Below are 21900 nucleotides of genomic sequence, written 5' to 3'. Positions count from 1 at the left end.
TGGTGGGCGGAGTGATATGGATGGTGGTGGGCTACTTAAGCGGGAGCTGGTTAGCGGCGCTTAGCGTATGCCGGCTAGCAGGTGTTCCTGATCCGCGATATTGCGGTTCGTGTAACCCTGGGTTTTCGAACGTGCTACGCCTTTACGGGCCTCGTTTAGCAGTCGCCACGCTTTTGCTAGATGCCTTAAAAGGGGCACCTGCAGTGCTGGCAGCCAAATTGTTAGGGCTGCCTGTTTGGTTGCAAGGGGCGGTTGGATTTGCTGTTCTGCTAGGTCACAGCTATCCACTATGGCATAGGTTTCGCGGTGGTAAATCGGTTGCCAGTGCGTTTGGCGTGCTGTTGATATTGGTACCCAGCGTGGCGCTGCTTAGTGCGGTGTGCTGGATGCTGCTGGCTTGGCGGCTACGCATGGCAGCGGCAGCATCGCTCGTTAGTGCATTTGTCGCACCGCTGGCCTGCGCTTGGCTAGCACCTGACTATGTTGTGGTTGTGAGTGGGTTTAGCCTGCTGGTGCTTGCCCGTCACGGGTTAAATATTCGCCGCCTGCGCCGCGGAGAAGAGCCGCATCTCCGCGGCTAGGCAGGGGCTATAGATGTAGGAGCTATAGGTGTAGGAGCTAGAGGTGTTAAGTAGGCGTTAAGGTGTCCAACGGCCAGCGCGGTGTAGCCTTCATAATGCCGTTGTCATCATGCTCACCCGCCGCCAGTCGTTGGGCGCCCACATAAGCGATCATCGCGCCATTGTCGGTGCAGAAGCGCCCGCGAGGGTAATAAGATCGCGCGTTGCGTTTCTCTGTTTCAACCGCGAGGCGTTCGCGCAGGCGTTGATTAGCGCTAACGCCACCTGCCACCACTAAGCGCTTCAATCCGGTTTGATCCAGTGCCCGGCGACATTTGATAACCAGGGTGTCCACTACGGCTTCTTCAAATGCCCTCGCCACATCAGCCTTGGCCTGGGTGTCTAACTCGCTAGCAGCATCCAATTGGCGAATAGCGGTCAGCGTGTGGGTTTTTAATCCCGAAAAACTGAAGTCTAGGCCTGGGCGGTCGGTCATTGGCCGTGGAAAGCGAAAACGTTTTGGATTGCCTTGTTCAGCAAGTTTTGCAACGTGAGGGCCGCCGGGGTAGGGGAGTCCGAGCATTTTGGCCGCTTTGTCGAAGGCCTCACCTGCGGCATCATCAACGGATTCCCCGAGTAACTGGTAGTGTCCCAGGGCCTGTACTTCGACAAGTTGAGTGTGTCCGCCAGAGACCAATAAGGCTACGAAAGGGAAGTCAGGGGCGTCATCTTCCAGCATAGGGGCTAACAGGTGGCCTTCCATGTGGTGTACGCCAAGTACTGGGATGTTCAGCGCACGTGCCATACCATGCGCTGTGCTGGCACCCACCATGAGCGCACCGACTAACCCCGGGCCAGCTGTGTAGGCAATGCCGTCTAGGTCGTTACGCGTCAGCTTGGCGTCGTGCAATACTTGCTCGATCAGTGGCAACAGTTTGCGCGTATGGTCGCGAGAAGCGAGTTCAGGCACCACGCCGCCATACTCGGCATGCATGGCAATTTGACTATACAGCGCGTCGGCGAGCAGGCCGCGGCCTCCAGTGTGCGAAGTATCATAAATCGCGACGCCCGTTTCATCGCAAGACGTTTCAATGCCCAGTACGCGCATGGCTGAAGAACTCGTTGTAAGTTAAAAAGTTGCAGGTTAGAAACCAGTGCTGCTAATCAGTCGCCTAGTTTAGCATTCTCATACTTAAGGCGCGTAAGCATTTGCAAAGATCGCCAACCACGACTAGACTACTGTGCGCTGTAAAACTGGGTCGTACACTGTATTCTAAAAGTGTACGTACTATCCGAACTCAAGACTCCTTAAGGTAGGTGAGTGCTTAATGCCTTCTGTAAAAGTACGTGATAACGAGCCGTTTGACGTCGCCCTGCGTCGCTTCAAGCGTTCTTGCGAAAAAGCCGGTGTTCTTTCTGAAGTACGCCGCCGCGAGCACTATGAGAAGCCGACTGCTGAGCGTAAACGCAAAGCGGCAGCTGCCGTAAAACGCCACGCCAAGAAAATTCAGCGTGAGCAAAAGCGTTTCGAACGGCTCTATTGATCCGTACCCGAGGGGGCCGGAGCAGTTAGCTGGCCATCTCAAGAGGGATGTCAAGCGGCCGCCACTAGGTGGCCGTTTGTTTTTTGTTTTGTTTCATCGCTGTTTATGGTGATCTGGCAATTTGCTTGATGACTCTAGGCAAGCGAACTAGCGCTTTGCGCGAGGATGCCCGCAGTTCATGGCAGGCCAAATTCCACAACGTTTTATCGATGACCTGTTAGGCCGCGTTGATGTGGTCGAGGTGGTTGGTGAGCGTGTGCAGCTTAAAAAGGCCGGGCGTAACTATTCTGGGCTATGTCCTTTCCATCAAGAGAAAACCCCATCGTTTACGGTTAGCGCTGATAAACAGTTTTATCACTGCTTTGGGTGTGGTGCCCACGGTAATGCGCTACGCTTTCTAATGGAATACGACAAACTACCCTTTCCCGATGCGGTTGAGCAGTTGGCTAGTCGTTTAGGGCTGGATGTTCCTCGTGAGGGTGCCGATGATCCGCGCGCCCAGCAACGCGAAAAAAAGCGCAAAGAGGGCGTTAATCTTCTTGAACTTGCTGCCAGTTTTTATCGAGAACGGCTAAAAATGCAGGAAGGGCAGGGAGCACAGCGTTATCTGCAAGGACGCGGGTTATCGCCAGATGTTGTCAGTACTTATGGTATTGGCTATGCGCCTGGTGGGTGGGAAGCCCTGAAGCAGCACTTGAGTACGCGAGGTATTGGTGAGCCTGTACAAGTAGAGTATGGCTTGCTAATTCACCGTGAAGACACGGGGCGGACGTATGACCGCTTTCGCGATCGAGTGATGTTTCCCATTCGGGATTTAAGGGGGCGCACCATCGCGTTTGGCGGTCGGGTAATGGGTGATGAACAGCCTAAATATCTGAATTCGCCCGAAACGCCTGTCTTTCACAAAGGACGTGAGCTGTACGGGTTGTATGAGGCTCGCCAAGCGTCAAGCAAGCTTGAGCAGCTCGTCATCGTTGAAGGTTACATGGATGTCGTGGCGCTGGCGCAGTACGGTATCAACAACGCTGTCGCAACCTTAGGGACGGCAACAACAGAAGACCACCTAAGCCGACTATTTCGTTTAGTCAGCCGTGTGGTGTTTTGCTTCGACGGTGACCGTGCAGGACGTCAAGCGGCCAGCCGTGCGTTGGAAACCGCCTTGCCGCAGATGATTGACGGTCGTGAAGCGCGCTTCCTGTTTCTGCCGGAAGGTGACGACCCGGATACGCTAGTGCGCCGTGAAGGTAGCGACGCATTTCAAGATCGCGTTACCTGTGCGATGCCGCTATCTGAGTTTCTTTTTGAGCAGGCAGCGCAGGGGCGAGACTTGAATACCGTGGAAGGGCGAGAGCGGTTTGCAAGTCAGGTGCTTGAGGCATTGAACAAAGTGCCTGAAGGCATGCTCAAATCGTTACTGTTGGAGGCGTTAGCTAAGCGCAGTGGGTTGGCACAATCGCAACTGAAAACGCTGCTTGATAAACGCGCGGCCGCCAGTGCGCAAAAAGAGGCACAGAAAGCGCCTTCGCAGGAAGCCGTGCACTGGGAGCCGCTTGAGTCGCCCGACATGATGCCGTTTGAGCATCATGAGGAGCAGCTGGTCAGCGCAAAGCCTGCTGGTAAAAAGGCACCAAAGGGGCGCGCTCAGTCGCCGCGCCCGCAAGTGCTTTCAACCGTGGCTCGTATTGTGCAGCTACTGTTGCATGAGCCTGGTTTAGTGACGTCGCTGCCGGATTCCCTGGATTGGTTGCCGGAGAGTGAAGAAGCACCGCTATGTCGTGACTTGATTGAGTTACTACGTGCCGGGCGTTATCGCAGCCCGCAAGTGGTGTTGGCGCACTTTCAGGGGAGCCATGAAGGTCAGGTCTTGGCTGAGCTGGCGTCACGGGAGTTGCTGATTCCCAAGGGAACTCGGGAGACTGAGCTGACAGGGTTGGTTGAACATCTAATAGAGGTTCAGCGCAAGCGATCGCCTCAGGAAGAGTACCAGGCGTTGCTGGATTTAGAGCGTTCTGGGCAAAAGCTGGATAAAGCGCAGCGGCAGCGTTTGGCAAGTTTAATGATGGAGCTTGTTCAACGACATTAAGTGAGCTTTACGGCGTTTGTCTTTGAATGAGTAGAGTTTGGAATGAGTAGAGTTTGAGGCGCTAGGGTTGAATTTCCCTAACGTTGGCACCAAATAAAGGGTCAGTCGCCAGGCGCTGGCCTAACCGAACAACCTAACACACCTGAATGACCGCGCAAATACGTTTCGCTGGAAAAATTCCTGCTATTTACGCTATACTGTTCGGCTTGTTGAGTTTAATCGATTCAGCGCCCCAGGTGTTTCATTCTTCTTCGTCGAGATAGGGTTTCTATGGCTGGAAATGCGCAGCAGCAGTCACGTCTGAAGGAGTTGATCGCGCGCGGCAAGGAACAGGGCTACCTGACCTATGCCGAGGTCAACGACCATCTACCCGAGGATATCGCCGACCCGGATCAAGTGGAAGACATCATTGGCATGATTAACGACATGGGTATCAGTGTCGTTGAAGAAGCGCCAGATGAAGACACTTTGATGATGTCGGATCACTCCACGGACGAGTCCGCTGCGGAAGAGGCCGTCGCGGCACTCGCCGCCGTGGAAAGCGACGTCGGTCGCACTACCGACCCTGTGCGCATGTACATGCGCGAAATGGGTACGGTTGAACTTCTAACCCGCGAAGGTGAGATCGAAATCGCCAAGCGGATAGAAGAGGGCACGCGGGAAGTGATGTCAGCGCTGGCGTATTTGCCTGGCGCTGTTGCTTCTATCCTGGATGCCTACGATGCCACGCAGGATGAAGAAGCGCCTGGTCGCTTGTCTGATCTGTTCTCTGGCTTTATCGACCCCGACGAGGGGATTCCAGGCGTTGCAGAAGCCGAAGTGCCCGAGCCTGAGCCGGAAGCCGAGTTGAGCGATGATGATGATCTCGACAGCGACGGTGACGACGAAGATGACGACAGCACTGCCAGCGAAGGCGGCCCTGATCCGGAAGAAGCGAAAGCTCGTTTCGAACAAATCCGTGAGCAGAACGCCGCTGTTGAAGCTGCGTTGGCGAAATATGGGCGTGGTAGCGCTGAGCTTAAAAGTGAGCAATCGCGTTTAGCCGAGCTGTTTTCGCCGATTAAGCTGGTGCCGAAGCATTTTGAGCGTCTGGTTGGCCAAGTACGTATTAGCGTTGAGCAGGTGCGTGCCCAAGAAAAAGCGGTTATGCAGCTGTGCGTGAAGAAAGCTAAAGTACCGCGCAAAACCTTCATTAAGTCGTTCCCTGGGTACGAGTCTAATCCAAAATGGTTGGACACCTTCCAGGAAGCGCAGCCCAAGTATGCTGACCGTCTTGAGCCACTGCGTGCCGATATTGCTCGTTCGCAGCGCAAAATTGCCTTTGAAGAAGACATGGTGCAGCTCACCGTGGCCGACCTCAAAGAAGTTAACCGCAAGCTCTCTATCGGCGAAGCGAAAGCACGTCGTGCTAAGAAAGAGATGGTTGAGGCTAACCTGCGTTTGGTAATTTCGATTGCGAAGAAGTACACCAACCGTGGCCTGCAGTTCTTGGATCTGATTCAAGAAGGCAACATTGGTTTGATGAAAGCGGTTGATAAGTTCGAATATCGCCGCGGTTACAAGTTCTCGACCTATGCCACATGGTGGATTCGTCAGGCGATTACGCGTTCTATCGCTGACCAGGCACGCACCATCCGTATTCCGGTGCACATGATTGAGACGATCAATAAGCTCAATCGTGTTTCTCGTCAGATGCTGCAGGAAATGGGCCGCGAGCCAACGCCGGAAGAACTGGGCGAACGTCTGGAAATGCCGGAAGACAAAGTACGCAAGGTGCTAAAAATTGCCAAAGAGCCGATCTCTATGGAGACGCCGATTGGTGATGACGACGATTCGCACTTAGGTGACTTTATCGAAGACGGCACTATGTTGTTGCCGATTGATATGGCCACCGGCGAAGGCTTGATCGAAGCAACGCGTAACGTCCTTGGCGGCTTAACTGCTCGTGAAGCGAAAGTGCTGCGCATGCGTTTCGGTATCGATATGAATACCGACCACACGCTTGAAGAAGTGGGTAAGCAGTTTGACGTTACTCGCGAGCGAATTCGTCAGATCGAAGCTAAGGCGCTGCGCAAGCTACGCCATCCGAGTCGCTCTGAGCCGCTGCGCTCATTCCTCGACGAGTGATCAGTTAGCTCTCGTACTTGGTAAGTAGTGGCTAGTAAGTAGTAAATAGAAAGTGGTGATTTGGTAGTCGTCACCATAAACAAAAAGCCCGCCGTTCTATGAACGACGGGCTTTTTGCGTTATGCCATAAGCGTTATATGATGATATGGCTTAAAGCGTGTAATGCGTGGCTGATCCTGGGCCGACAGGCAAGCCAAAAACAAATACCCAAATAAAGAACAGCAGGCTCCAGCCAATCAGCATAAATAGCGTGTAGGGCAGCATAACCGCTACCAACGTCCCAATGCCCATATCTTTACGATAGCGAGTTGCTACGGCAAGAATTAAACCAAAGTAGCTCATCATGGGTGTAATTAAGTTAGTAACCGAATCGCCGATTCGATACGCCGCCTGAATTACTTCAGGGGCATAGCCCATTAGCATTAGCATCGGTACAAAGATGGGAGCTGTTACTGCCCACTGTGCAGAGGCGCTGCCTAGTGATAGGTTGACGAACGCACACATAATGATAAACAGCGCGAACAGACCTGGGCCGCGTAGCCCTAAAGACTGCAGCAGATCGGCACCGGCAACGGCTGTGACAGTGCCAAAGTTACTCCAGTTAAACAGCGCTACAAACTGTGCCGCAAAAAAGACCAGAACGATATAAAGGCCGAGGCTGCTCATGCTTTTCGCCATAGCGTCGACAATATCGCGATCGTTTTGCATGGTGCCTGCCAGGCGGCCATAGACAAACCCCAATACGGTGAAGGACACCGCGACAATTACCACAATGCCACGCAAAAAGGGCGAGCCGCTAATTAGCCCTGTTTCGGGGTTACGCAATATGCCGCTTTCGGGCACAACCATGACCGCGACCAGAGCGGCTAATGCTAATGTCGCAAGTCCAGTCCCTTTTAAGGCGCGCTTCTCTGAGTCGGATAGCCCTTCCATGCGCTGGTTTTCAATGCCGCTATCAGCATAGGCAGAATCGAATTTACCTAGCTTGGGTTCTACGATTCGCTCAGTAACAAAGCCACCAATAAGCGTGACAAAGAACGTACTGGCGAACATAAAGAACCAGTTGGCTTCTGCGCCCACAATGTAAGCAGGGTCAAGAAGACGCGCTGCTTCCTGGGTGATGCCCGATAGTAGCGGGTCAACAGTACCAATCAGTAAGTTAGCGCTGTAGCCTCCAGAAACACCGCAGAACGCAGCCGCTAGGCCCGCCAATGGATGACGCCCTAATGAGTGGAAAATCATGGCCGCTAAAGGAATCAATACGACATAGCCAAGCTCAGCCGCCATGTTCGACATGATGCCGGCAAACACCACTGCATAGGTGACAATGCGCGGCGAGCGATTGAGAACCAGCGCACGCATGCTGGCTGAAAGCAGTCCTGAGTGCTCAGCAACGCCGACCCCCAGCATGGCTACCAGTACTGTACCCAGTGGTGCAAAGCTAGTGAAGTTGGTTACCATTTCAGTGACTAAGCGGCGCAGGCCTTCGGCATTGAGCAGTGAATTAACCGCTATCCATTCACCTTCGTTAGCAGGGCGAGGGTCAGCAACAGATACCCCTAATGCACCGGCGATGCCGCTGGCGACTACTACCAGAACACATAAAATAGCGAAGAGAGTAACAGGATGTGGGAGTAGATTACCCAGCCACTCAACGCTATCAAGAAAACGAGTAAATGCACCTCGCTTTAGGGTTTCTTGGCGATTTTGTGAGTTTGTCATAAGGTTTTTGTCGTCAGTAGGTTGTTTTTTAGCAAAAAATGCCCATGAGTCTGGGGGACGACACTACGTTGAAGCCATCGGGGTCGCAAATGGCTTTATGTATAGCGAGATGTAAAAAATGAATGCCGCCTGCGCAAGGTGTAAGGCGGCGATAAAAAAGGGCTGCTAGCGGGAGATGAGAGGACTAGCGTGCGACTTGTCGCGCTTTGTAAATACGCCGAGCAATCAGCAGAAGCTCAATCATGGCAAATAGAATCAGGCTGTAGCCTAAAAGCTCGATGGCTTCCTCAGCGACATCTTTAAATTCGCGAATATAGTTATCCTGCATGACGGCTCGCCAGAAGTCTTGGCGACCATAAAGGCGGGAGAAAATATAGGTAACGAGCACACCGCCAGTGAAAAGTCCAAACGCGAACGTATTGCTATAATGTGAAAATTCTTCAATAAATCGACGACGCTGGACGACTACCCAGGCAAGGCTAGGGATGACAATTAACGATACCAGCACTTTCCAAGAGTTGTCTGCGACGTAGTAATCTAAAAAGTAATCCTGTTCGCGTACCAGCGACGCAGCCACAAACGCCAGCAATAGAAGCGTAACAGTAGGCCATACCTTGAGTACTTGGCGCACGTAGATGAGTAAGCCACAACAGCTAGCCAGTACCAGGGTTTGAGTGAACTCTGTAAAGCCTAATTCGGTATAGCGCACATCGGGTAGGTAGAGAGCTTCAAAATATCCGCCTTGGGCGATACCAGCGACAAAAAACATATAAAGTGTTGCGCGCAGAAGCGTATATCCAAAACTGAGTGGCCACTGCGGTGGGGAAGATGGCATACCAACATCCTTATCAGAGAGATGACGTTGTAAGAGAGGAGCTTAAAAACATGCATAGAAGAATGTTCATTATATCGACACACTTCTATGCTCGCACGTCGAACTTAATGTGAGCTGCTCGACTAATGGTGGATTAAGGCTGCAAAGTAACTTAGTTATTAGGTAATCAACAATTACCGCTGAAGGGCAGACAACACAATGGCAATAAGCGTTTTTGATCTCTTTAGAATTGGGATTGGCCCATCAAGCTCTCATACGGTTGGGCCGATGCGTGCGGCGCGCGATTTTAGTCAAGCGGTTATCTCACCTTCGCTGATGCGCATTGTGGCTAGGCTCCACGGTTCGTTAGCTTCTACTGGCATCGGGCATGGTACTGATAGTGCGGTCATCATGGGCTTGATGGGCGAAACGCCAGAGTCAATCGATCCTGACACCATTACTGAGCGGCTACGTGCGCTGGATGAAGGCGCTCTAATAACGCTGCCCAATGGGCAAGCGCTATCGTTTGATCGCACCCAGGATATTGAATGGGACGACCATTGCCTGCCATTTCACCCGAACGCTATGGTGTTGACGGCTTATCAGTACGATACGGTTATTGCGACAAATACTTACTATTCCCTTGGTGGTGGCTTTTATGTCGATCAAGCCTGCGCCGATCAAGGTGGGTTAGACGAAGACAAAACCGCGCTACCTTACCCATTTGAAACGGCTAATGAGTTGTTAGCGCTCTGCCAAACAAATGGTTTGCGTATCAGTGAGCTCATGTTTGAAAACGAAAAAGCATGGCGCAGTGAAGAGGGGATTCGCACACAGCTGCTGACGATTTGGCAAGCCATGCGCACCAGCATTGAAAATGGCTTAAAAGCGACGGGACACTTGCCCGGTGGATTAAATGTTCGGCGACGCGCCCATGGCTTGCACCAACAGCTGCTTTCACCACCGCAGAATCAACGCTTAATTGTATCGAGCTTTACTGTGATGGATTGGGTCAATTTGTTTGCGCTGGCAGTGAATGAAGAGAACGCCGCGGGTAAACGGATGGTCACTGCACCGACGAACGGTGCTGCCGGTATTGTGCCTGCTGTGCTGGCGTACTATTTGAAATTTGAGCCAGATGCCTGTGACGACGATATAGTGGCTTTTTTGTTGGCAGCGGGCGCGATGGGCATATTGTGTAAAAAGAACGCGTCCATTTCCGGCGCGGAAGTTGGCTGCCAGGGAGAAGTCGGCTCTGCTTGTGCGATGGCCGCAGCGGGGCTTGCAGAAGTGCTGGGTGGCTCGCCAAAACAGGTAGAGAACACTGCTGAGATTGGTCTAGAGCATAATCTTGGCCTTACTTGCGACCCCGTGGTGGGGTTGGTTCAAGTGCCGTGTATTGAGCGAAACGCCATTGCCTCGGTGAAGGCGATCAATGCTGCGCGTATGGCGATGCATGGTGATGGTGAGCATTTTGTATCGTTGGATAAAGTGATTCGCACCATGCGTGACACTGGCCGAGATATGCAAGATAAATATAAAGAAACGTCAAAAGGCGGTTTGGCTGTTAACGCCATCGAGTGTTAGTGAGTAGGGCGGGGTGGCAGCGTTGCATCAATATTGGCCACCAAGTAATCGACGAGCTGACGGATTTTAGGTGATAGATGGCGGTGACGAGGATATACCGCCCATACCGCCGTATCGTTGTGTTGGAAAGGTTCCAGAACGGATACCAGTTCGCCACTGGCAAGATAGGGGGCTACGTAGTAATCCGGTAGTTGAGCAAGCCCTAGCCCTTTAAGCGCGGCGTCAAGCAGCGCGGGGCCGGAGTTTCCGCTCCAGCAGCCCTCCACTTTAACTTCGCGGCGCTGACCGTTGACTTCAAACAACCAGTTAGGACGTGAACCCATCAGACAACGGTGTTGGCTAAGTTCCGACAGCGTATGTGGCCTGGGAGCTTGACGGAAGTAAGACCGGGAGCCCACGACATACTCCTGCCGTTCGCATAGCCGCCGAGCAATCAAGCTAGAGTCTTTGAGTACCCCCATACGAATGGCAATATCGTAGCCCTCTTCAATAATTTCTACGGGGCGGTTGGTGAAGTGCATATGCACTTCAAGCTGCGGATGCAGGCACTGAAAGTCATTCACCAGTGGCGCGATGTAGCGCTCGCCGAACGTCGTCGCTGAGGTCAGCTTCAGCAGCCCACGTGGATTTGCCTGCAGCTCGCTAATCGCTTGCTCTGCATCGCGCAGGCCATCAAAAAGATGGCGGCAGTGTTCTACGTAGATTGCCCCAGCATCGGTTAAACGAATTTGCCGTGTTGTGCGGTACAAAAGCTGAACACCCAACTGATTTTCCAGCTGGCTCACCAAGCGACTAATATGCGATGTCGATACCTTTAAATGGCGTGCGGCAGCTGAGAATGTTCCCAGTCTTACCACCTCGACGAATGCCTCAATACGGTCCCAACGCTGCACGAACTATCCTTAATTAATTTCTGATTGTTGCTCAGTGGCAATAATCTTATGAGTGTATCCCGCTTTATCCCACTCGCCTAGCTGGCCTACACTGCAGGCATTAAATCTGGTTCGATTCAAATGAGCCCGACAAAACAGTATTTATTCTTACGTGGCCGTTAAGGAGATGCATAGATGAAATCGCGTGCAGCTGTAGCACTCGAAGCGGGTAAGCCGCTTGAATTAGTTGAGATCGATGTGGAAGGTCCAAAAGCGGGCGAGGTACTGGTGAAGATGGCAGCGACGAGTGTATGCCATACCGATGCTTATACCCTTTCTGGTGCTGACCCCGAAGGTAATTTCCCAGCGGTATTGGGCCACGAAGGTGCTGGTGTGGTACAGGAAGTTGGCGAGGGTGTGACCAGCGTTAAGCCGGGTGACCATGTTATTCCGCTGTACACCGCCGAGTGCGGAAAATGTAAATTCTGCCTCTCTGGTAAAACCAACCTGTGTGGCAGCGTGCGCGCTACTCAGGGAAAAGGTGTGATGCCTGATGGCACCTCGCGCTTTTCACTAGATGGCAAAATGCTGCATCACTACATGGGCACGTCGACTTTCAGCGAGTACACCGTGCTGCCGGAAGTATCGCTTGCGGTGGTCTCCAAAGAAGCGCCGATGGATAAAATCTGCCTATTGGGCTGCGGCGTTACTACCGGTATCGGTGCGGTACTGAATACGGCAAAAGTAGAGCCAGGCTCCACCATCGCCGTTTTTGGTTTGGGCGCGATTGGTTTGGCGGTCATCCAAGGGGGAGTTATGGCAAAAGCCTCGAAGATTATTGCCATCGATGTGAACCCCGATAAATTTGAATTGGCCAAGCAGTTTGGCGCGACTGATTTCGTTAATCCGAAAGACTACAGCGACCCGATTCAGCAGGTAATCGTCGATATGACCGACGGTGGTGTTGATTACTCCTTTGAGTGTATCGGCAATGTTAACGTGATGCGTTCGGCCCTTGAGTGCTGCCATAAAGGCTGGGGGGAGTCGATTGTCATTGGTGTCGCGGGTGCGGGCGAAGAGATCTCCACGCGTCCTTTCCAACTGGTCACCGGGCGGGTTTGGAAAGGCTCTGCGTTTGGTGGTGTTAAAGGACGCAGTGAGTTACCGGGTTACGTCGAGCGCTATATGAATGGTGAGCTGAATATCGACGACTTTATTACCCACGACATGCCGTTTGAGCAAATTAATGAAGCCTTCGAATTGCTCCATGCAGGTAAGAGCATTCGTACCGTGCTGCATTACTGAGTATCATTGGTAATAGGGTAAATGAGCGCGGTAGGGGAAACCCTCCGCGTTTTCATCTTTTTAAGGAGCCGGCCCATGAGCATGAGTGAAACTTTAGAACTAGTGTCTGCCAATCGCAGTTTTGGTGGCTGGCACAAGCGCTACCGCCACTACTCCCGGGCGCTGGATTGCGACATGGTGTTCGCGGTTTATCTGCCTCCCCAGGCAGAGAGCGAGCGCGTGCCGCTGCTTTGGTGGTTGTCAGGTCTAACCTGTAACGATGAAAACTTTATGCAGAAAGCGGGCGCACACCGTATTGCTGCTGAGCTAGGGGTGGCGATTGTTTGCCCCGATACCAGCCCACGCGGCACCGATCTGCCCGGTGAGCATGAAAGTTACGATCTAGGATCGGGTGCGGGTTTTTATGTGAACGCCACTCAAGCCCCCTGGAAATCGAATTACCGCATGTATGATTACGTGATTGAAGAGCTGCCTTCGGTAGTGCGTCAGCACTTCCCTGTAAACGGGCGTGAGTCGATCAGTGGCCACTCCATGGGCGGTCACGGCGCATTAATCCTGGCATTGCGTCACCCTGGCCGGTTCCGTTCGGTTTCCGCTTTTGCGCCTATTGTTAACCCAATGAACTGTCCTTGGGGGCAAAATGCGTTTACCAGCTATTTAGGCGACGACCAGTCGCGCTGGCGCCAGTACGATGCCTGTGAGCTGGTAGCTAATGGTGCCTCTCGTCAACGGCTATTTATCGATCAAGGTGAGGCCGACCAGTTCCTGGATGAGCAACTGATGCCGGAGCGTCTGGAAGCTGTGTGTGAAGAGCATGATCACCCACTGACGTTGCGCCGCCAGCCAGGTTACGATCATAGCTACTTCTTTATCGCCTCGTTCATTGAGGAGCATATGCGCTATCATGCAGAACACCTCATGAAGCGCTAAGGATATCGAAATGCTCAATCGCGCGTTGCGCCGTTTTCTTGGTTTGATATGGCGTCTTATTTGGCGTGGCGCGCTGGCTTTTATTGTCCTCTCAATTGCGCTGGTTTTACTATTCCGATTTGTGCCACCTCCTGGGTCAATGGTGATGGTAGAGCGCAAAATTCAAAGCTGGATAAATAGCGAACCTATTGATATTCAACGCCAATGGAGAAGCTGGGAAAATCTATCCAGCAATGCCAAGTTGGCGGTGATCGCTGCTGAAGACCAGCGCTTTCCTCAGCATCGTGGTTTTGATTTAGTTGAGTTGAAGCGTGCCCTGAAAGCCAGTCTCGATGGCGAACGATTGCGGGGTGCCAGCACGCTAAGCCAGCAAACTGCCAAGAATGTTTTTTTATGGAGCGGCCGTAGCTGGGCCCGTAAGGGGCTAGAAGCATGGTTTACATTGCTAATCGAAATGCTGTGGAGCAAGCAACGCATACTGGAAGTGTATTTAAACGTCGCTGAGTGGGATACGGGAGTATTTGGACTAGAAGCGGCGGCAGGGCACTATTTTGGCGCTTCTGGCAGTGCATTGACCGAACGGCAAGCAAGCCTGCTAGCGGCTATTCTTCCCAGTCCGCGTACCCGCAGCGCGTCACGCCCAGATGCTCAGGTAGAGCGCCGCAGTCAGTGGATTCTTCAGCAAATGCGTAATCTAGGTGGTGTTCGTTACTTGGATCGCTTGTAGCGCTTTAAGCTTCTCGCTTGCTGCTAGGTTTGCGTACCACCATGATCACCCCAGCAATGGCAATGACCATACCTGCCAGTCCGAGCAGGGGGAGGCGTTCGTCGAACAGCCACCATGCTTGTAGCGCAGTCACGGGTGGCACCAGATAAAACAGGCTGGCAACGCGGGATGCTTCGCCCTTTTTAATCAACACCATTAATAGCAGGATGGCGGCGATAGACAGAATAAGTACTAGCCAGCCAAGAGTGAGCACAAACGTTATGCTCCATTCGACCTGCCGAGTTTCAAACAGCAGTGCTCCCATGCCCAGTAGCATGCCTGCCGCTATGTATTGAATAACCGCCCCGGAAAGCAGTGGCATGCTGGTGTAGTAGCGTTTCTGATAAAGCGTCCCCAATGAAATTCCCACCAAGGCGGCCATCACGCTAACCAAAGCGCCAAGGCCAAAGCCAGCAAAAAGTGAGGTGCCGAACTCTAGCTTGCTGCCCAATACCAGACAGATGCCCACAAGGCCAAGCAGTAGCCCCAGCCACTGGCGGGGGGTTCAGAAGCGGGCCCGCACAGGCTGCGGTTAGCAGCGGCTGCAGGCCAACCAATAGCGCTGCCAGCCCAGCAGGCATGCCCAGGTAGATACCGTAAAAAACTCCACCTAAATAAGTGCCGTGTACCAAAAGTCCTGAAACGCCTATATGCAGCCAGAGTACTGGCGATGAAGGCCAGGCAATGCGCATTAACCACGTCAGTGGAATAAGCAGCATCAGGGTGAGCACGAAACGAATAAACAAAAACGTGAAAGGTTCTGCGTAGGGAAGGCCAAATTTTGCGCCAATGAACCCCGTGCTCCAGAGTAAAACAAATAATCCAGGCATAGCGGCAAGGCCTAAAGAAGCCATATTTACATTTTTTAAACTATTGATAGTGTTGGACATAGTTCCTCGGTGCGGGCCCTTTTTGCTTAGTTTTGCGTTGCTTAAGATTTCATTCTGTTACTAACTTTTACATAAAGAGTTGAACCTGTTCCTGAACAGCGCGTCACATGGTGCACATTCATAACGCGCCAATGAGGTTTCTTACTATGCAACGTATGACTGCTCTGTTCTCTGCTGCTCTTCTCGCTACTGGTCTTATGGCGGGCACCGCTCATGCACAGCAAGCCCAAGACCCCGCCCAGGATCCGATGGCTACCCAGCAAGCGCCCGCTCAGGATTTCTCTGATGAGCAGCTACAGCAGTTCGCCGATGCTTCTCAAGAAATCGCCGTGATCTCTCAAGAGTACACACAGCGTCTGCAGGAAGCAGAAGATGAAAGCACCCAACAGGAAGTTCGCGCTGAAGCCAACGACCGCATGATCGAAGTCGTTGAAGATAGCGGTCTAGATGTTGATACCTTTAACGCCATTGGTCAGTCAATCCAGCAAGATCCTGAGATGATGCAGCGCGTTCAGGAAATGGCTAACCAGTCATAATTAGTTCCAGTCAGCTAGTGTTGTGGATAGTGACAGATTTTCCTTAACCTGCGAAGTATTCTGTCCTCCTGCTGCTAGTCTGTTAGTGCACAAGACCCAGCGTTTTTCGCTGGGTTTTTTTGCTTTTGTTCACTCTCATTTGTGATTGAAGGGTTTACGGTACACGCTATCCAAGACAAACTTCATCTATTGATGATGCTGCCGCGCCAAGTGCAGGAGATCGCATGGATGTTGAACTGTTAGAAATACGCCAGCATATGGGGCAGTTTCCCCCGTTCGATGGTTTATCGGATGCATTGCTAGACGCCATAGCTGAGCAAGTAGAAGTGCGCTATTTCAAAACCGGTAGCGACATTTTAGAGCTCAACGATATGCTTGATGAGTTGTGCTTTATCCGTAGCGGTGCCGTTGAGGTTTATCGTCGTCAGGGCGAGCTATATAACCGCTTGGGTGAAGGGGATATCTTTGGCCACTTTAGCCTGCTTCGAAACCATAAAGTGCGCTTTCCTGCCAAAGCGATCGAAGACACGCTGATTTACTTTATTCCCAACGCCGTCTTTCAGCGGTTATGTGAAGAAGATGACGATTTTGCTGACTTTGTTGAACTCGAACGCCCTCGTTTAGAAACTGCAGCAGAGCAGCAGAAGAAATCTAACGATATGATGGTTACGCGGATACGCAAATTGGTAACGCGTTATCCCGTCATGGTTGAGTCCACGACTACCGTCCAGCAAGCCGCTAAGCAAGTGAACGATGCTCAAGCGTCGGCGGTGCTGGTAATTAATGAAGGCAGTGATAATCCGCGTTACAGCTTTCAGGACAGCGAAGGCAAAACGTGGCAAATGTGCGGTATTCTGACGGATAGTGACTTCCGTACCCGCATTGTAGCTGAAGGGCTGTCAGCGCAAACGGCCATTGGCGAGGTTGTTTCCGAACGGTTAATTACCATTCAGTCGGATGCGTCGGTTTACGAAGCCATGCTGACGATGCTGCGTAACAATGTTCACCACTTACCGGTGCTTTACCGACAGCGTCCGGTTGGGGTTGTTCACCTCTCCGATATTATTCGTTACGAGACGCAAAGTGGGCTGTACCTAGTAAGCAATATTTTCAACCAGTCCAGCGCCCAAGGGTTAGCAAAACTTGCTCCAGATGTGCGCGCTGCTTTTGTAAGAATGGTGCAAGAAGGTGCTAATTCGCAGATGGTGGGGAGCGCCCTGTCGACCATTGGGCGTAGTTTTACGCGGCGACTGCTAGAGCTTGCCGAAGAAGCGCTAGGGCCACCGCCGGTGCCTTACTGTTTTATGGTTAACGGCTCCATGGCGAGGAATGAGCAAAGTATCGTCACCGATCAGGATAATGCACTGATCTTGTCAGACGACTTTAACCCCGACGAACACGACGACTACTTTCACGCGTTAGCGGCCTTTGTAAGCGATGGCTTAGACGCCTGCGGTTATACCTACTGTAAAGGCGATGTGATGGCGACTAACCGCCAGTGGCGTCAGCCGTTGCATGTTTGGAAGCGTTATTTCCAAGACTGGATGGCGAACCCAACCCCTGAACGACTACTCCATAGTTCGATTTTCTTCGATTTAGACAGCATTTACGGCGAAGACCATTTTGTTGAAGCGCTTCAGGATTTGATTGCCCAAACGGCGCCCCAGTCGCCACTGTTTTTGGCGGCCATGGCCCGTAATGCGCTGAATCGAACACCGCCGCTTGGGTTCTTCCGTACGTTTGTGATGGAAAAGGATGGCAAACATAACAACTCAATCAACCTAAAACGGCGTGGTACCGCCCCGATGGTTGACCTTATTCGGGTACATGCGTTGGCCTGTGGGTCTAAAGCGCAAAACTCGTTCCAGCGCTTAAATGATATAAGCAATACCCAACTGCTGGCGACGGGTGTAAGCGATAAGCTCAGTTACGCATTTGAGTTTTTATGTATGTCGCGGATTCGCCATCAAGTGATAGATCTGCAAGAAGACCGTTTCCCCGATAATAATATCGAACCGGAGAATGTTGAGGATAGCGAGCGCCACACGCTTAAAGATGCTTTCCAAGTACTCAACAACGCGCAAAAATTCTTGAAGTTCCGCTATCCCGTTCCCGCTCAGCGGCAGGGGCGATAAGATGCATGGAATCCGGCCCCGCCAAAAAGTAGTTCAAGCTAACTGGATAGGCTATATGGCTGAGCGAGCCGAAAAGGCTCATGATAGTGCGCTTAGACAATTCTTTGCAACGCCGCTACCCAGCCCGGATACACCTATCGCGCAAGTGCCGATGGTAGCGTTAGATATGGAAACAACGGGATTGGACGAGCGGCGTCACGCGATTGTCAGCATTGGGGTAGTGCCTTTCACACTGGATCGCATTCCGCTTGCTCAGCGTCGCTACTGGGTAGTGAAGCCCTCGCGACCCTTAGATGAGGCGTCCATTGCTTACCATCACATCACTCATTCTGAAATCGCCACTGCGCCTGACTTTGATGCCGTGTTGGATGAGCTATTAGCTGTGCTGGCAGGGCGGCTTGTGGTGGTGCATTTTCGCAACATCGAACGCCCGTTTCTTGATGCTGCCGTAAAAGCACGACGGGGAGAAGGGGTGATGTTCCCGATGATCGATACGATGTCGCTTGAAGCGCACATGCATCGACAAACGTTATGGGCACGGTTTCGCCGTTGGTTAGGGCGTCCGCCTGTTTCGATTCGTTTAAATGCCAGTCGTGAACGCTATGGTCTGCCTGTCTATCAAGGACATCACGCGCTGGTTGATGCACTGGCGACAGCAGAACTGTTACAAGCGCAGATCAGTCACCACTACACGCCTGAGACGCAGTTGAAAGATATTTGGGTTTGAGCAGCGTAACGTTACTTAACGCAAACGGGCAGCCAAATGGCTGCCCGTTTGTGGTTTAGTGCAAGTGCGATTCAGTTTAATGGTTAGCGATTCACATCATACCGCTTTGGGTTCGCTCATTAAACCTTTGACAATGGCATAACATGCCACCAACAAGATGATGGTGAACGGGAAACCGGTAGAAACCGCCATAGTTTGCAGTGCGGTCAGACCACCGCCAAGCAGCAACGCAATTGCGATAGCCCCTTCGATAATCGCCCAGAACACACGCTGTGGTTTCGGCGCATCCACCTTGCCGCCTGCAGTAATGGAGTCGATAACCAATGAGCCTGAGTCAGAAGAGGTCACAAAGAAAATAATGACCAGTAGAATCGCAACAAACGAGGTGATTTGTGACAGCGGTAACTGCTCAAGCATGATGAACAGCTGCAAATCCACGCCTGCATCACGCACGGCTTCAATGCCTTGGCTAACGTACTGATCAATGGCGGTGCCACCAAAGGTGGTCATCCACAGTACCGATACAATCGAAGGCACGAGCAATACTGAAATCAGGAATTCACGAACGGTGCGGCCACGGGAAACCCGTGCGATAAACATACCAACGTACGGGGACCAGGAGATCCACCAAGCCCAGTAGAAGGCCGTCCAGCCTTGGCTAAAGTTCGCATCTTCACGGCCAAACGGATTCGACAGTGCTGGCAGATGGACAAAATAGTTGAGCAGGTTTTCAAAGAAGCCTGTTGCAATGAGCAGTGTTGGACCCACGGCAATAACGAAGAAAAGCAGCAACGCCGCCATGGCGATGTTGATTTTTGAAAGCAACTGAACGCCTTTGTCGACACCGGCCATAACCGACCCGATAGCGATAATCGTGATGCCGATGATGAGCAGAATCATCGTAATATCGCTTTCTGGTGCGCCAAACAGGTAGGTTAACCCTGCTGCTGCTTGAGTTGCCCCCAAACCAAGCGACGTCGCTAAGCCAAACAGCGTGGCAAAGACCGCCAGAATGTCGATTAAATGCCCCGGCCAACCCCAGACGCGCTCACCCAGAATTGGGTAGAATACCGAGCGCATAGACAGCGGTAGCCCTTTGTTGAACGAAAATAAGGCAAGTGATAGCGCTACTACTGCGTAAATCGCCCAGGGGTGAAGGCCCCAATGAAAGATGGTAGCTGCCATACCCAGCGCAGCTGCGCCTGCAGCATCGCCCTCCGCACCCCCTAATGGTGCCCAGCTACCCCCATCAAAGGAGGTACCAAAGTGGGTCAATGGCTCGTTAACGCCAAAGAACATCAGGCCGATGCCCATGCCCGCAGCAAATAGCATTGAAAACCAGCCCACATAGGTAAAATCAGGCTTTGCATCAGCGCCGCCGATGCGGATTTTACCGAGTGGCGAAACAATTAACCCAAGACACAAGATAACGAAAATATTGGCGGCAAGTATAAAGAACCACGCTAAATTGCCGGTCAAGAAACTAAAAATGGCGTCATACACCGGTGCGATAGTGTCTTGTAGCGCGAGGGTTAAAACGACAAACAGTAGAACCACAATCGACGAAATGGTGAATACCTTGCCATGTAGATCAAGGTTCACACCCATCGTGGTGGTGGTGATGTTGTCTTGACCGATAACGTAATCGGTATCTATTAGATTCGCTGGACCGTCAGGGGCGGGTATGCCCTCTGAGACCGGCTCTTCAGGTGGTCGATTTTGCGGCTTTTTATCCACAAATTTGCTCCCATCATTATTAAAAGTGCGTGCTGTTAAGCGCGAGTTGTCAACGCATTGCTTCTACAACGCAAGAGCGCGTTTATTGGGTCACTCGAATCAGGAAAACGGAGACGTCTGTGTGGGTGGCTACTTTGCTGCCATGGGACGGCATAATAATGTCCAGGTGGCGGGGTAAATGTGTTGCCATTACCACCAAATCAGCCCCCGTTTCCTCCACTGCATCGACAAGCTGCTTATCCACATTAGCAACGGGATCCGTCGAGCTGTAAACCCTAATACTTACCGGTTGACCGTGCACTTTATGTCGCTCGTGGGCAAAAGCTTCAAGTTTTTGCTCATACTCTTGGGGAGTGCGGGCAACGCTTGTAGGTGTATTAGCGGTAACGCCAACGTAGATGATATGAGCATCATATCGCTTAGCAAGGTCTGCCACTACGCTTAAGGCAGGCTCCAGTAGCTCTAGATGAGCAAGATCGACTGGCACCATAATGTTCTTAAACACAGTACGCTCCTCATATGGCTCCATTTAGCATGGGTTTACCGTACTAATTAAAGCTATATCGTTGTTTGAAAACAGTGGGTTGCAACAAATGAGCTGAAGCGAAGTGCAGCTTCAGCTCATTAATCATTTTACTAATAAACTGGATTTAGCCAAGACAATATTAGTTACTTAATTAGTTACTTAGCCACTGCGCGACGACATCTTGGTTGTCTTCTACCCACTGCTGGGCGTTTTCATAAGGGTCGCTGCCGTCTTCCTGGTTCATCAGCATGACCTCACCCATCTGCTCGGGTGTCCACTCGAAGGCGTCAAGGATGGCGTAGGCTTCTGGCATGTCATCTTTTAGGCCTTGGCGCACCACCGTGTGGATCTGTTCAGCACCGCCATAGACATTTTCCGGATCTTCGAGGTATTTCAGGTTGAAGCGGGCAAACATCCAGTGTGGTGTCCAGCCAGTTACCACGACATCCTCTTCATTGTTAATCGCGCTTGAAAGCGCTGCGGTCATGGTGGCACCGCTACCGCTACGCAGACGCAGCCCGAGGTCATAGGTATCCACGACCTCTTCGGACAGCGCCATTAGGCCTGCACCGGGGTCAATACCGATGATCTCGCCGTTAAAGCTGTCGGCGTTGTCGTTTAGGTCGGCAATAGAATCGACATCTGTATAAGCCGGTACTACCAATCCCAGCTTGGTGCCATCCAAGTTCATGCCGAGATCTTCAATATTGTCACCTACACGCTCCATGTAGTCAGCGTGAGTCGTGGGTAGCCAAGCGGCGACGATGGCATCGGCGTCGCCAGTGGAAAGCGCCTGGAACATAGCGGCGGCAGAAAGCGACGTTAGTTCAACATCGAAACCAGCTTGCTCTAATACAGCAGCGACGACGTTGGTAGATGCTACTTCAGACGACCACTCAACATAGGCAAGGTTGATAGTGCCCTGATCTTGGGCGAAGGCCAGACTTCCAGCGGCAACGCCAGTGCCAGCAATGAGGGCCAATGAGGCGAGGCGGATCCGGTGATTTAACGTACGAGTTTTCATTCACTTGCTCCTTGG

At 52.0% G+C, this 21900-nt stretch carries 18 protein-coding genes and 1 pseudogene; 11 read left to right on the top strand and 8 right to left on the bottom strand.

The features are described 5' to 3' along the window. Positions 1 to 11 precede the first annotated feature (11 nt). A complete protein-coding gene (gene plsY, locus NDQ72_15430) occupies positions 12 to 581 on the top strand; it encodes a glycerol-3-phosphate 1-O-acyltransferase PlsY (protein ID WKD30418.1) in 570 nt (189 codons plus the stop codon). Between the two features lie 46 nt (positions 582 to 627). On the opposite strand, the gene tsaD is transcribed toward plsY, so the two are convergent. Then, positions 628 to 1668: a tRNA (adenosine(37)-N6)-threonylcarbamoyltransferase complex transferase subunit TsaD gene (gene tsaD, locus NDQ72_15425; protein WKD27429.1), complete on the bottom strand. Its 1041-nt coding sequence runs from the start codon at positions 1666 to 1668 to the stop codon at positions 628 to 630. A 220-nt stretch (positions 1669 to 1888) separates the two neighbouring features. On the opposite strand from tsaD, the gene rpsU reads away from it, so the two are divergent. The 3 genes from rpsU (at position 1889) to rpoD (ending at position 6314) form a co-directional block, all read left to right on the top strand. Then, positions 1889 to 2104, top strand: coding sequence for a 30S ribosomal protein S21 (gene rpsU, locus NDQ72_15420; protein ID WKD27428.1), 216 nt, complete (start codon positions 1889 to 1891; stop codon positions 2102 to 2104). A 178-nt stretch (positions 2105 to 2282) separates the two neighbouring features. After that, on the top strand, positions 2283 to 4187 hold the full coding sequence (dnaG, locus tag NDQ72_15415; GenBank protein WKD27427.1) for a DNA primase: 1905 nt from the start codon (positions 2283 to 2285) through the stop codon (positions 4185 to 4187). A gap of 270 nt (positions 4188 to 4457) precedes the next feature. Next, complete coding sequence (rpoD, locus tag NDQ72_15410) at positions 4458 to 6314, top strand: RNA polymerase sigma factor RpoD (GenBank protein WKD27426.1); 1857 nt, start codon at positions 4458 to 4460, stop codon at positions 6312 to 6314. 150 nt (positions 6315 to 6464) lie between these two features. Here the strand turns inward: rpoD and NDQ72_15405 are convergent, their stop codons facing one another. Continuing rightward, on the bottom strand, positions 6465 to 8036 hold the full coding sequence (locus NDQ72_15405) for an AbgT family transporter (protein WKD27425.1): 1572 nt from the start codon (positions 8034 to 8036) through the stop codon (positions 6465 to 6467). A gap of 184 nt (positions 8037 to 8220) precedes the next feature. Continuing rightward, positions 8221 to 8871, bottom strand: a complete 651-nt coding sequence (locus NDQ72_15400) for a hypothetical protein (GenBank protein ID WKD27424.1) — start codon at positions 8869 to 8871, stop codon at positions 8221 to 8223. Positions 8872 to 9069: 198 nt separating this feature from the next. On the opposite strand from NDQ72_15400, the gene NDQ72_15395 reads away from it, so the two are divergent. Continuing rightward, a complete protein-coding gene (locus NDQ72_15395) occupies positions 9070 to 10437 on the top strand; it encodes an L-serine ammonia-lyase (GenBank protein ID WKD27423.1) in 1368 nt (455 codons plus the stop codon). On the opposite strand, the gene NDQ72_15390 is transcribed toward NDQ72_15395, so the two are convergent. Continuing rightward, entirely contained in the window at positions 10434 to 11330 is an 897-nt protein-coding gene (locus tag NDQ72_15390) for a LysR family transcriptional regulator (protein ID WKD27422.1), read from the bottom strand. The two genes, NDQ72_15395 and NDQ72_15390, sit on opposite strands and share 4 nt — an antisense overlap. A gap of 174 nt (positions 11331 to 11504) precedes the next feature. Between NDQ72_15390 and NDQ72_15385 the strand changes: the two genes are divergently transcribed. From NDQ72_15385 to mtgA, 3 genes are all read left to right on the top strand, one after another. After that, complete coding sequence (locus tag NDQ72_15385) at positions 11505 to 12614, top strand: S-(hydroxymethyl)glutathione dehydrogenase/class III alcohol dehydrogenase (protein ID WKD27421.1); 1110 nt, start codon at positions 11505 to 11507, stop codon at positions 12612 to 12614. Between the two features lie 75 nt (positions 12615 to 12689). Then, positions 12690 to 13544, top strand: a complete 855-nt coding sequence (gene fghA / locus NDQ72_15380; GenBank protein ID WKD27420.1) for an S-formylglutathione hydrolase — start codon at positions 12690 to 12692, stop codon at positions 13542 to 13544. Positions 13545 to 13554: 10 nt separating this feature from the next. After that, a complete protein-coding gene (mtgA, locus tag NDQ72_15375) occupies positions 13555 to 14271 on the top strand; it encodes a monofunctional biosynthetic peptidoglycan transglycosylase (protein ID WKD27419.1) in 717 nt (238 codons plus the stop codon). A gap of 4 nt (positions 14272 to 14275) precedes the next feature. On the opposite strand, the pseudogene NDQ72_15370 reads toward mtgA, so the two are convergent. After that, positions 14276 to 15200, bottom strand: a pseudogene (locus NDQ72_15370) (DMT family transporter). Between the two features lie 146 nt (positions 15201 to 15346). Here NDQ72_15370 and NDQ72_15365 point away from each other — a divergent pair. The 3 genes from NDQ72_15365 (at position 15347) to NDQ72_15355 (ending at position 18598) form a co-directional block, all read left to right on the top strand. Continuing rightward, on the top strand, positions 15347 to 15736 hold the full coding sequence (locus tag NDQ72_15365) for a DUF4168 domain-containing protein (GenBank protein WKD27418.1): 390 nt from the start codon (positions 15347 to 15349) through the stop codon (positions 15734 to 15736). 224 nt (positions 15737 to 15960) lie between these two features. Continuing rightward, positions 15961 to 17871 (top strand): DUF294 nucleotidyltransferase-like domain-containing protein, encoded by a 1911-nt coding sequence (locus tag NDQ72_15360; GenBank protein WKD27417.1) that lies wholly within the window; start codon positions 15961 to 15963, stop codon positions 17869 to 17871. A 1-nt stretch (position 17872) separates the two neighbouring features. After that, positions 17873 to 18598, top strand: coding sequence for a 3'-5' exonuclease (locus tag NDQ72_15355; GenBank protein ID WKD27416.1), 726 nt, complete (start codon positions 17873 to 17875; stop codon positions 18596 to 18598). Positions 18599 to 18694: 96 nt separating this feature from the next. Here the strand turns inward: NDQ72_15355 and NDQ72_15350 are convergent, their stop codons facing one another. The 3 genes from NDQ72_15350 to NDQ72_15340 form a co-directional block, all read right to left on the bottom strand. Then, a complete protein-coding gene (locus tag NDQ72_15350; GenBank protein WKD27415.1) occupies positions 18695 to 20335 on the bottom strand; it encodes a BCCT family transporter in 1641 nt (546 codons plus the stop codon). A gap of 82 nt (positions 20336 to 20417) precedes the next feature. Then, complete coding sequence (locus tag NDQ72_15345) at positions 20418 to 20840, bottom strand: universal stress protein (protein WKD27414.1); 423 nt, start codon at positions 20838 to 20840, stop codon at positions 20418 to 20420. A gap of 172 nt (positions 20841 to 21012) precedes the next feature. Beyond that, positions 21013 to 21885 (bottom strand): glycine betaine ABC transporter substrate-binding protein, encoded by an 873-nt coding sequence (locus NDQ72_15340; GenBank protein WKD27413.1) that lies wholly within the window; start codon positions 21883 to 21885, stop codon positions 21013 to 21015. Positions 21886 to 21900: the final 15 nt, after the last annotated feature.

It is taken from the genome of Halomonas sp. KG2 (genome assembly GCA_030440445.1).
Lineage (GTDB): Bacteria > Pseudomonadota > Gammaproteobacteria > Pseudomonadales > Halomonadaceae > Vreelandella.
The sequence above is the reverse complement of the archived record's forward strand: the minus strand, read 5'-3'. Positions and strand labels throughout refer to the sequence as shown.

What these genes read in the sequence shown, in the direction of transcription:
- tsaD (WKD27429.1), bottom strand. Translation starts at nt 1,668, where the DNA reads ATGCGCGTACTGGGCATTGAAACGTCTTGCGATGAAACGGGCGTCGCG.
- rpsU (WKD27428.1), top strand. Translation starts at nt 1,889, where the DNA reads ATGCCTTCTGTAAAAGTACGTGATAACGAGCCGTTTGACGTCGCCCTG.
- dnaG (WKD27427.1), top strand. Translation starts at nt 2,283, where the DNA reads ATGGCAGGCCAAATTCCACAACGTTTTATCGATGACCTGTTAGGCCGC.
- rpoD (WKD27426.1), top strand. Translation starts at nt 4,458, where the DNA reads ATGGCTGGAAATGCGCAGCAGCAGTCACGTCTGAAGGAGTTGATCGCG.
- NDQ72_15405 (WKD27425.1), bottom strand. Translation starts at nt 8,036, where the DNA reads ATGACAAACTCACAAAATCGCCAAGAAACCCTAAAGCGAGGTGCATTT.
- NDQ72_15400 (WKD27424.1), bottom strand. Translation starts at nt 8,871, where the DNA reads ATGCCATCTTCCCCACCGCAGTGGCCACTCAGTTTTGGATATACGCTT.
- NDQ72_15395 (WKD27423.1), top strand. Translation starts at nt 9,070, where the DNA reads ATGGCAATAAGCGTTTTTGATCTCTTTAGAATTGGGATTGGCCCATCA.
- NDQ72_15385 (WKD27421.1), top strand. Translation starts at nt 11,505, where the DNA reads ATGAAATCGCGTGCAGCTGTAGCACTCGAAGCGGGTAAGCCGCTTGAA.
- fghA (WKD27420.1), top strand. Translation starts at nt 12,690, where the DNA reads ATGAGCATGAGTGAAACTTTAGAACTAGTGTCTGCCAATCGCAGTTTT.
- mtgA (WKD27419.1), top strand. Translation starts at nt 13,555, where the DNA reads ATGCTCAATCGCGCGTTGCGCCGTTTTCTTGGTTTGATATGGCGTCTT.
- NDQ72_15365 (WKD27418.1), top strand. Translation starts at nt 15,347, where the DNA reads ATGCAACGTATGACTGCTCTGTTCTCTGCTGCTCTTCTCGCTACTGGT.
- NDQ72_15360 (WKD27417.1), top strand. Translation starts at nt 15,961, where the DNA reads ATGGATGTTGAACTGTTAGAAATACGCCAGCATATGGGGCAGTTTCCC.
- NDQ72_15355 (WKD27416.1), top strand. Translation starts at nt 17,873, where the DNA reads ATGCATGGAATCCGGCCCCGCCAAAAAGTAGTTCAAGCTAACTGGATA.
- NDQ72_15340 (WKD27413.1), bottom strand. Translation starts at nt 21,885, where the DNA reads ATGAAAACTCGTACGTTAAATCACCGGATCCGCCTCGCCTCATTGGCC.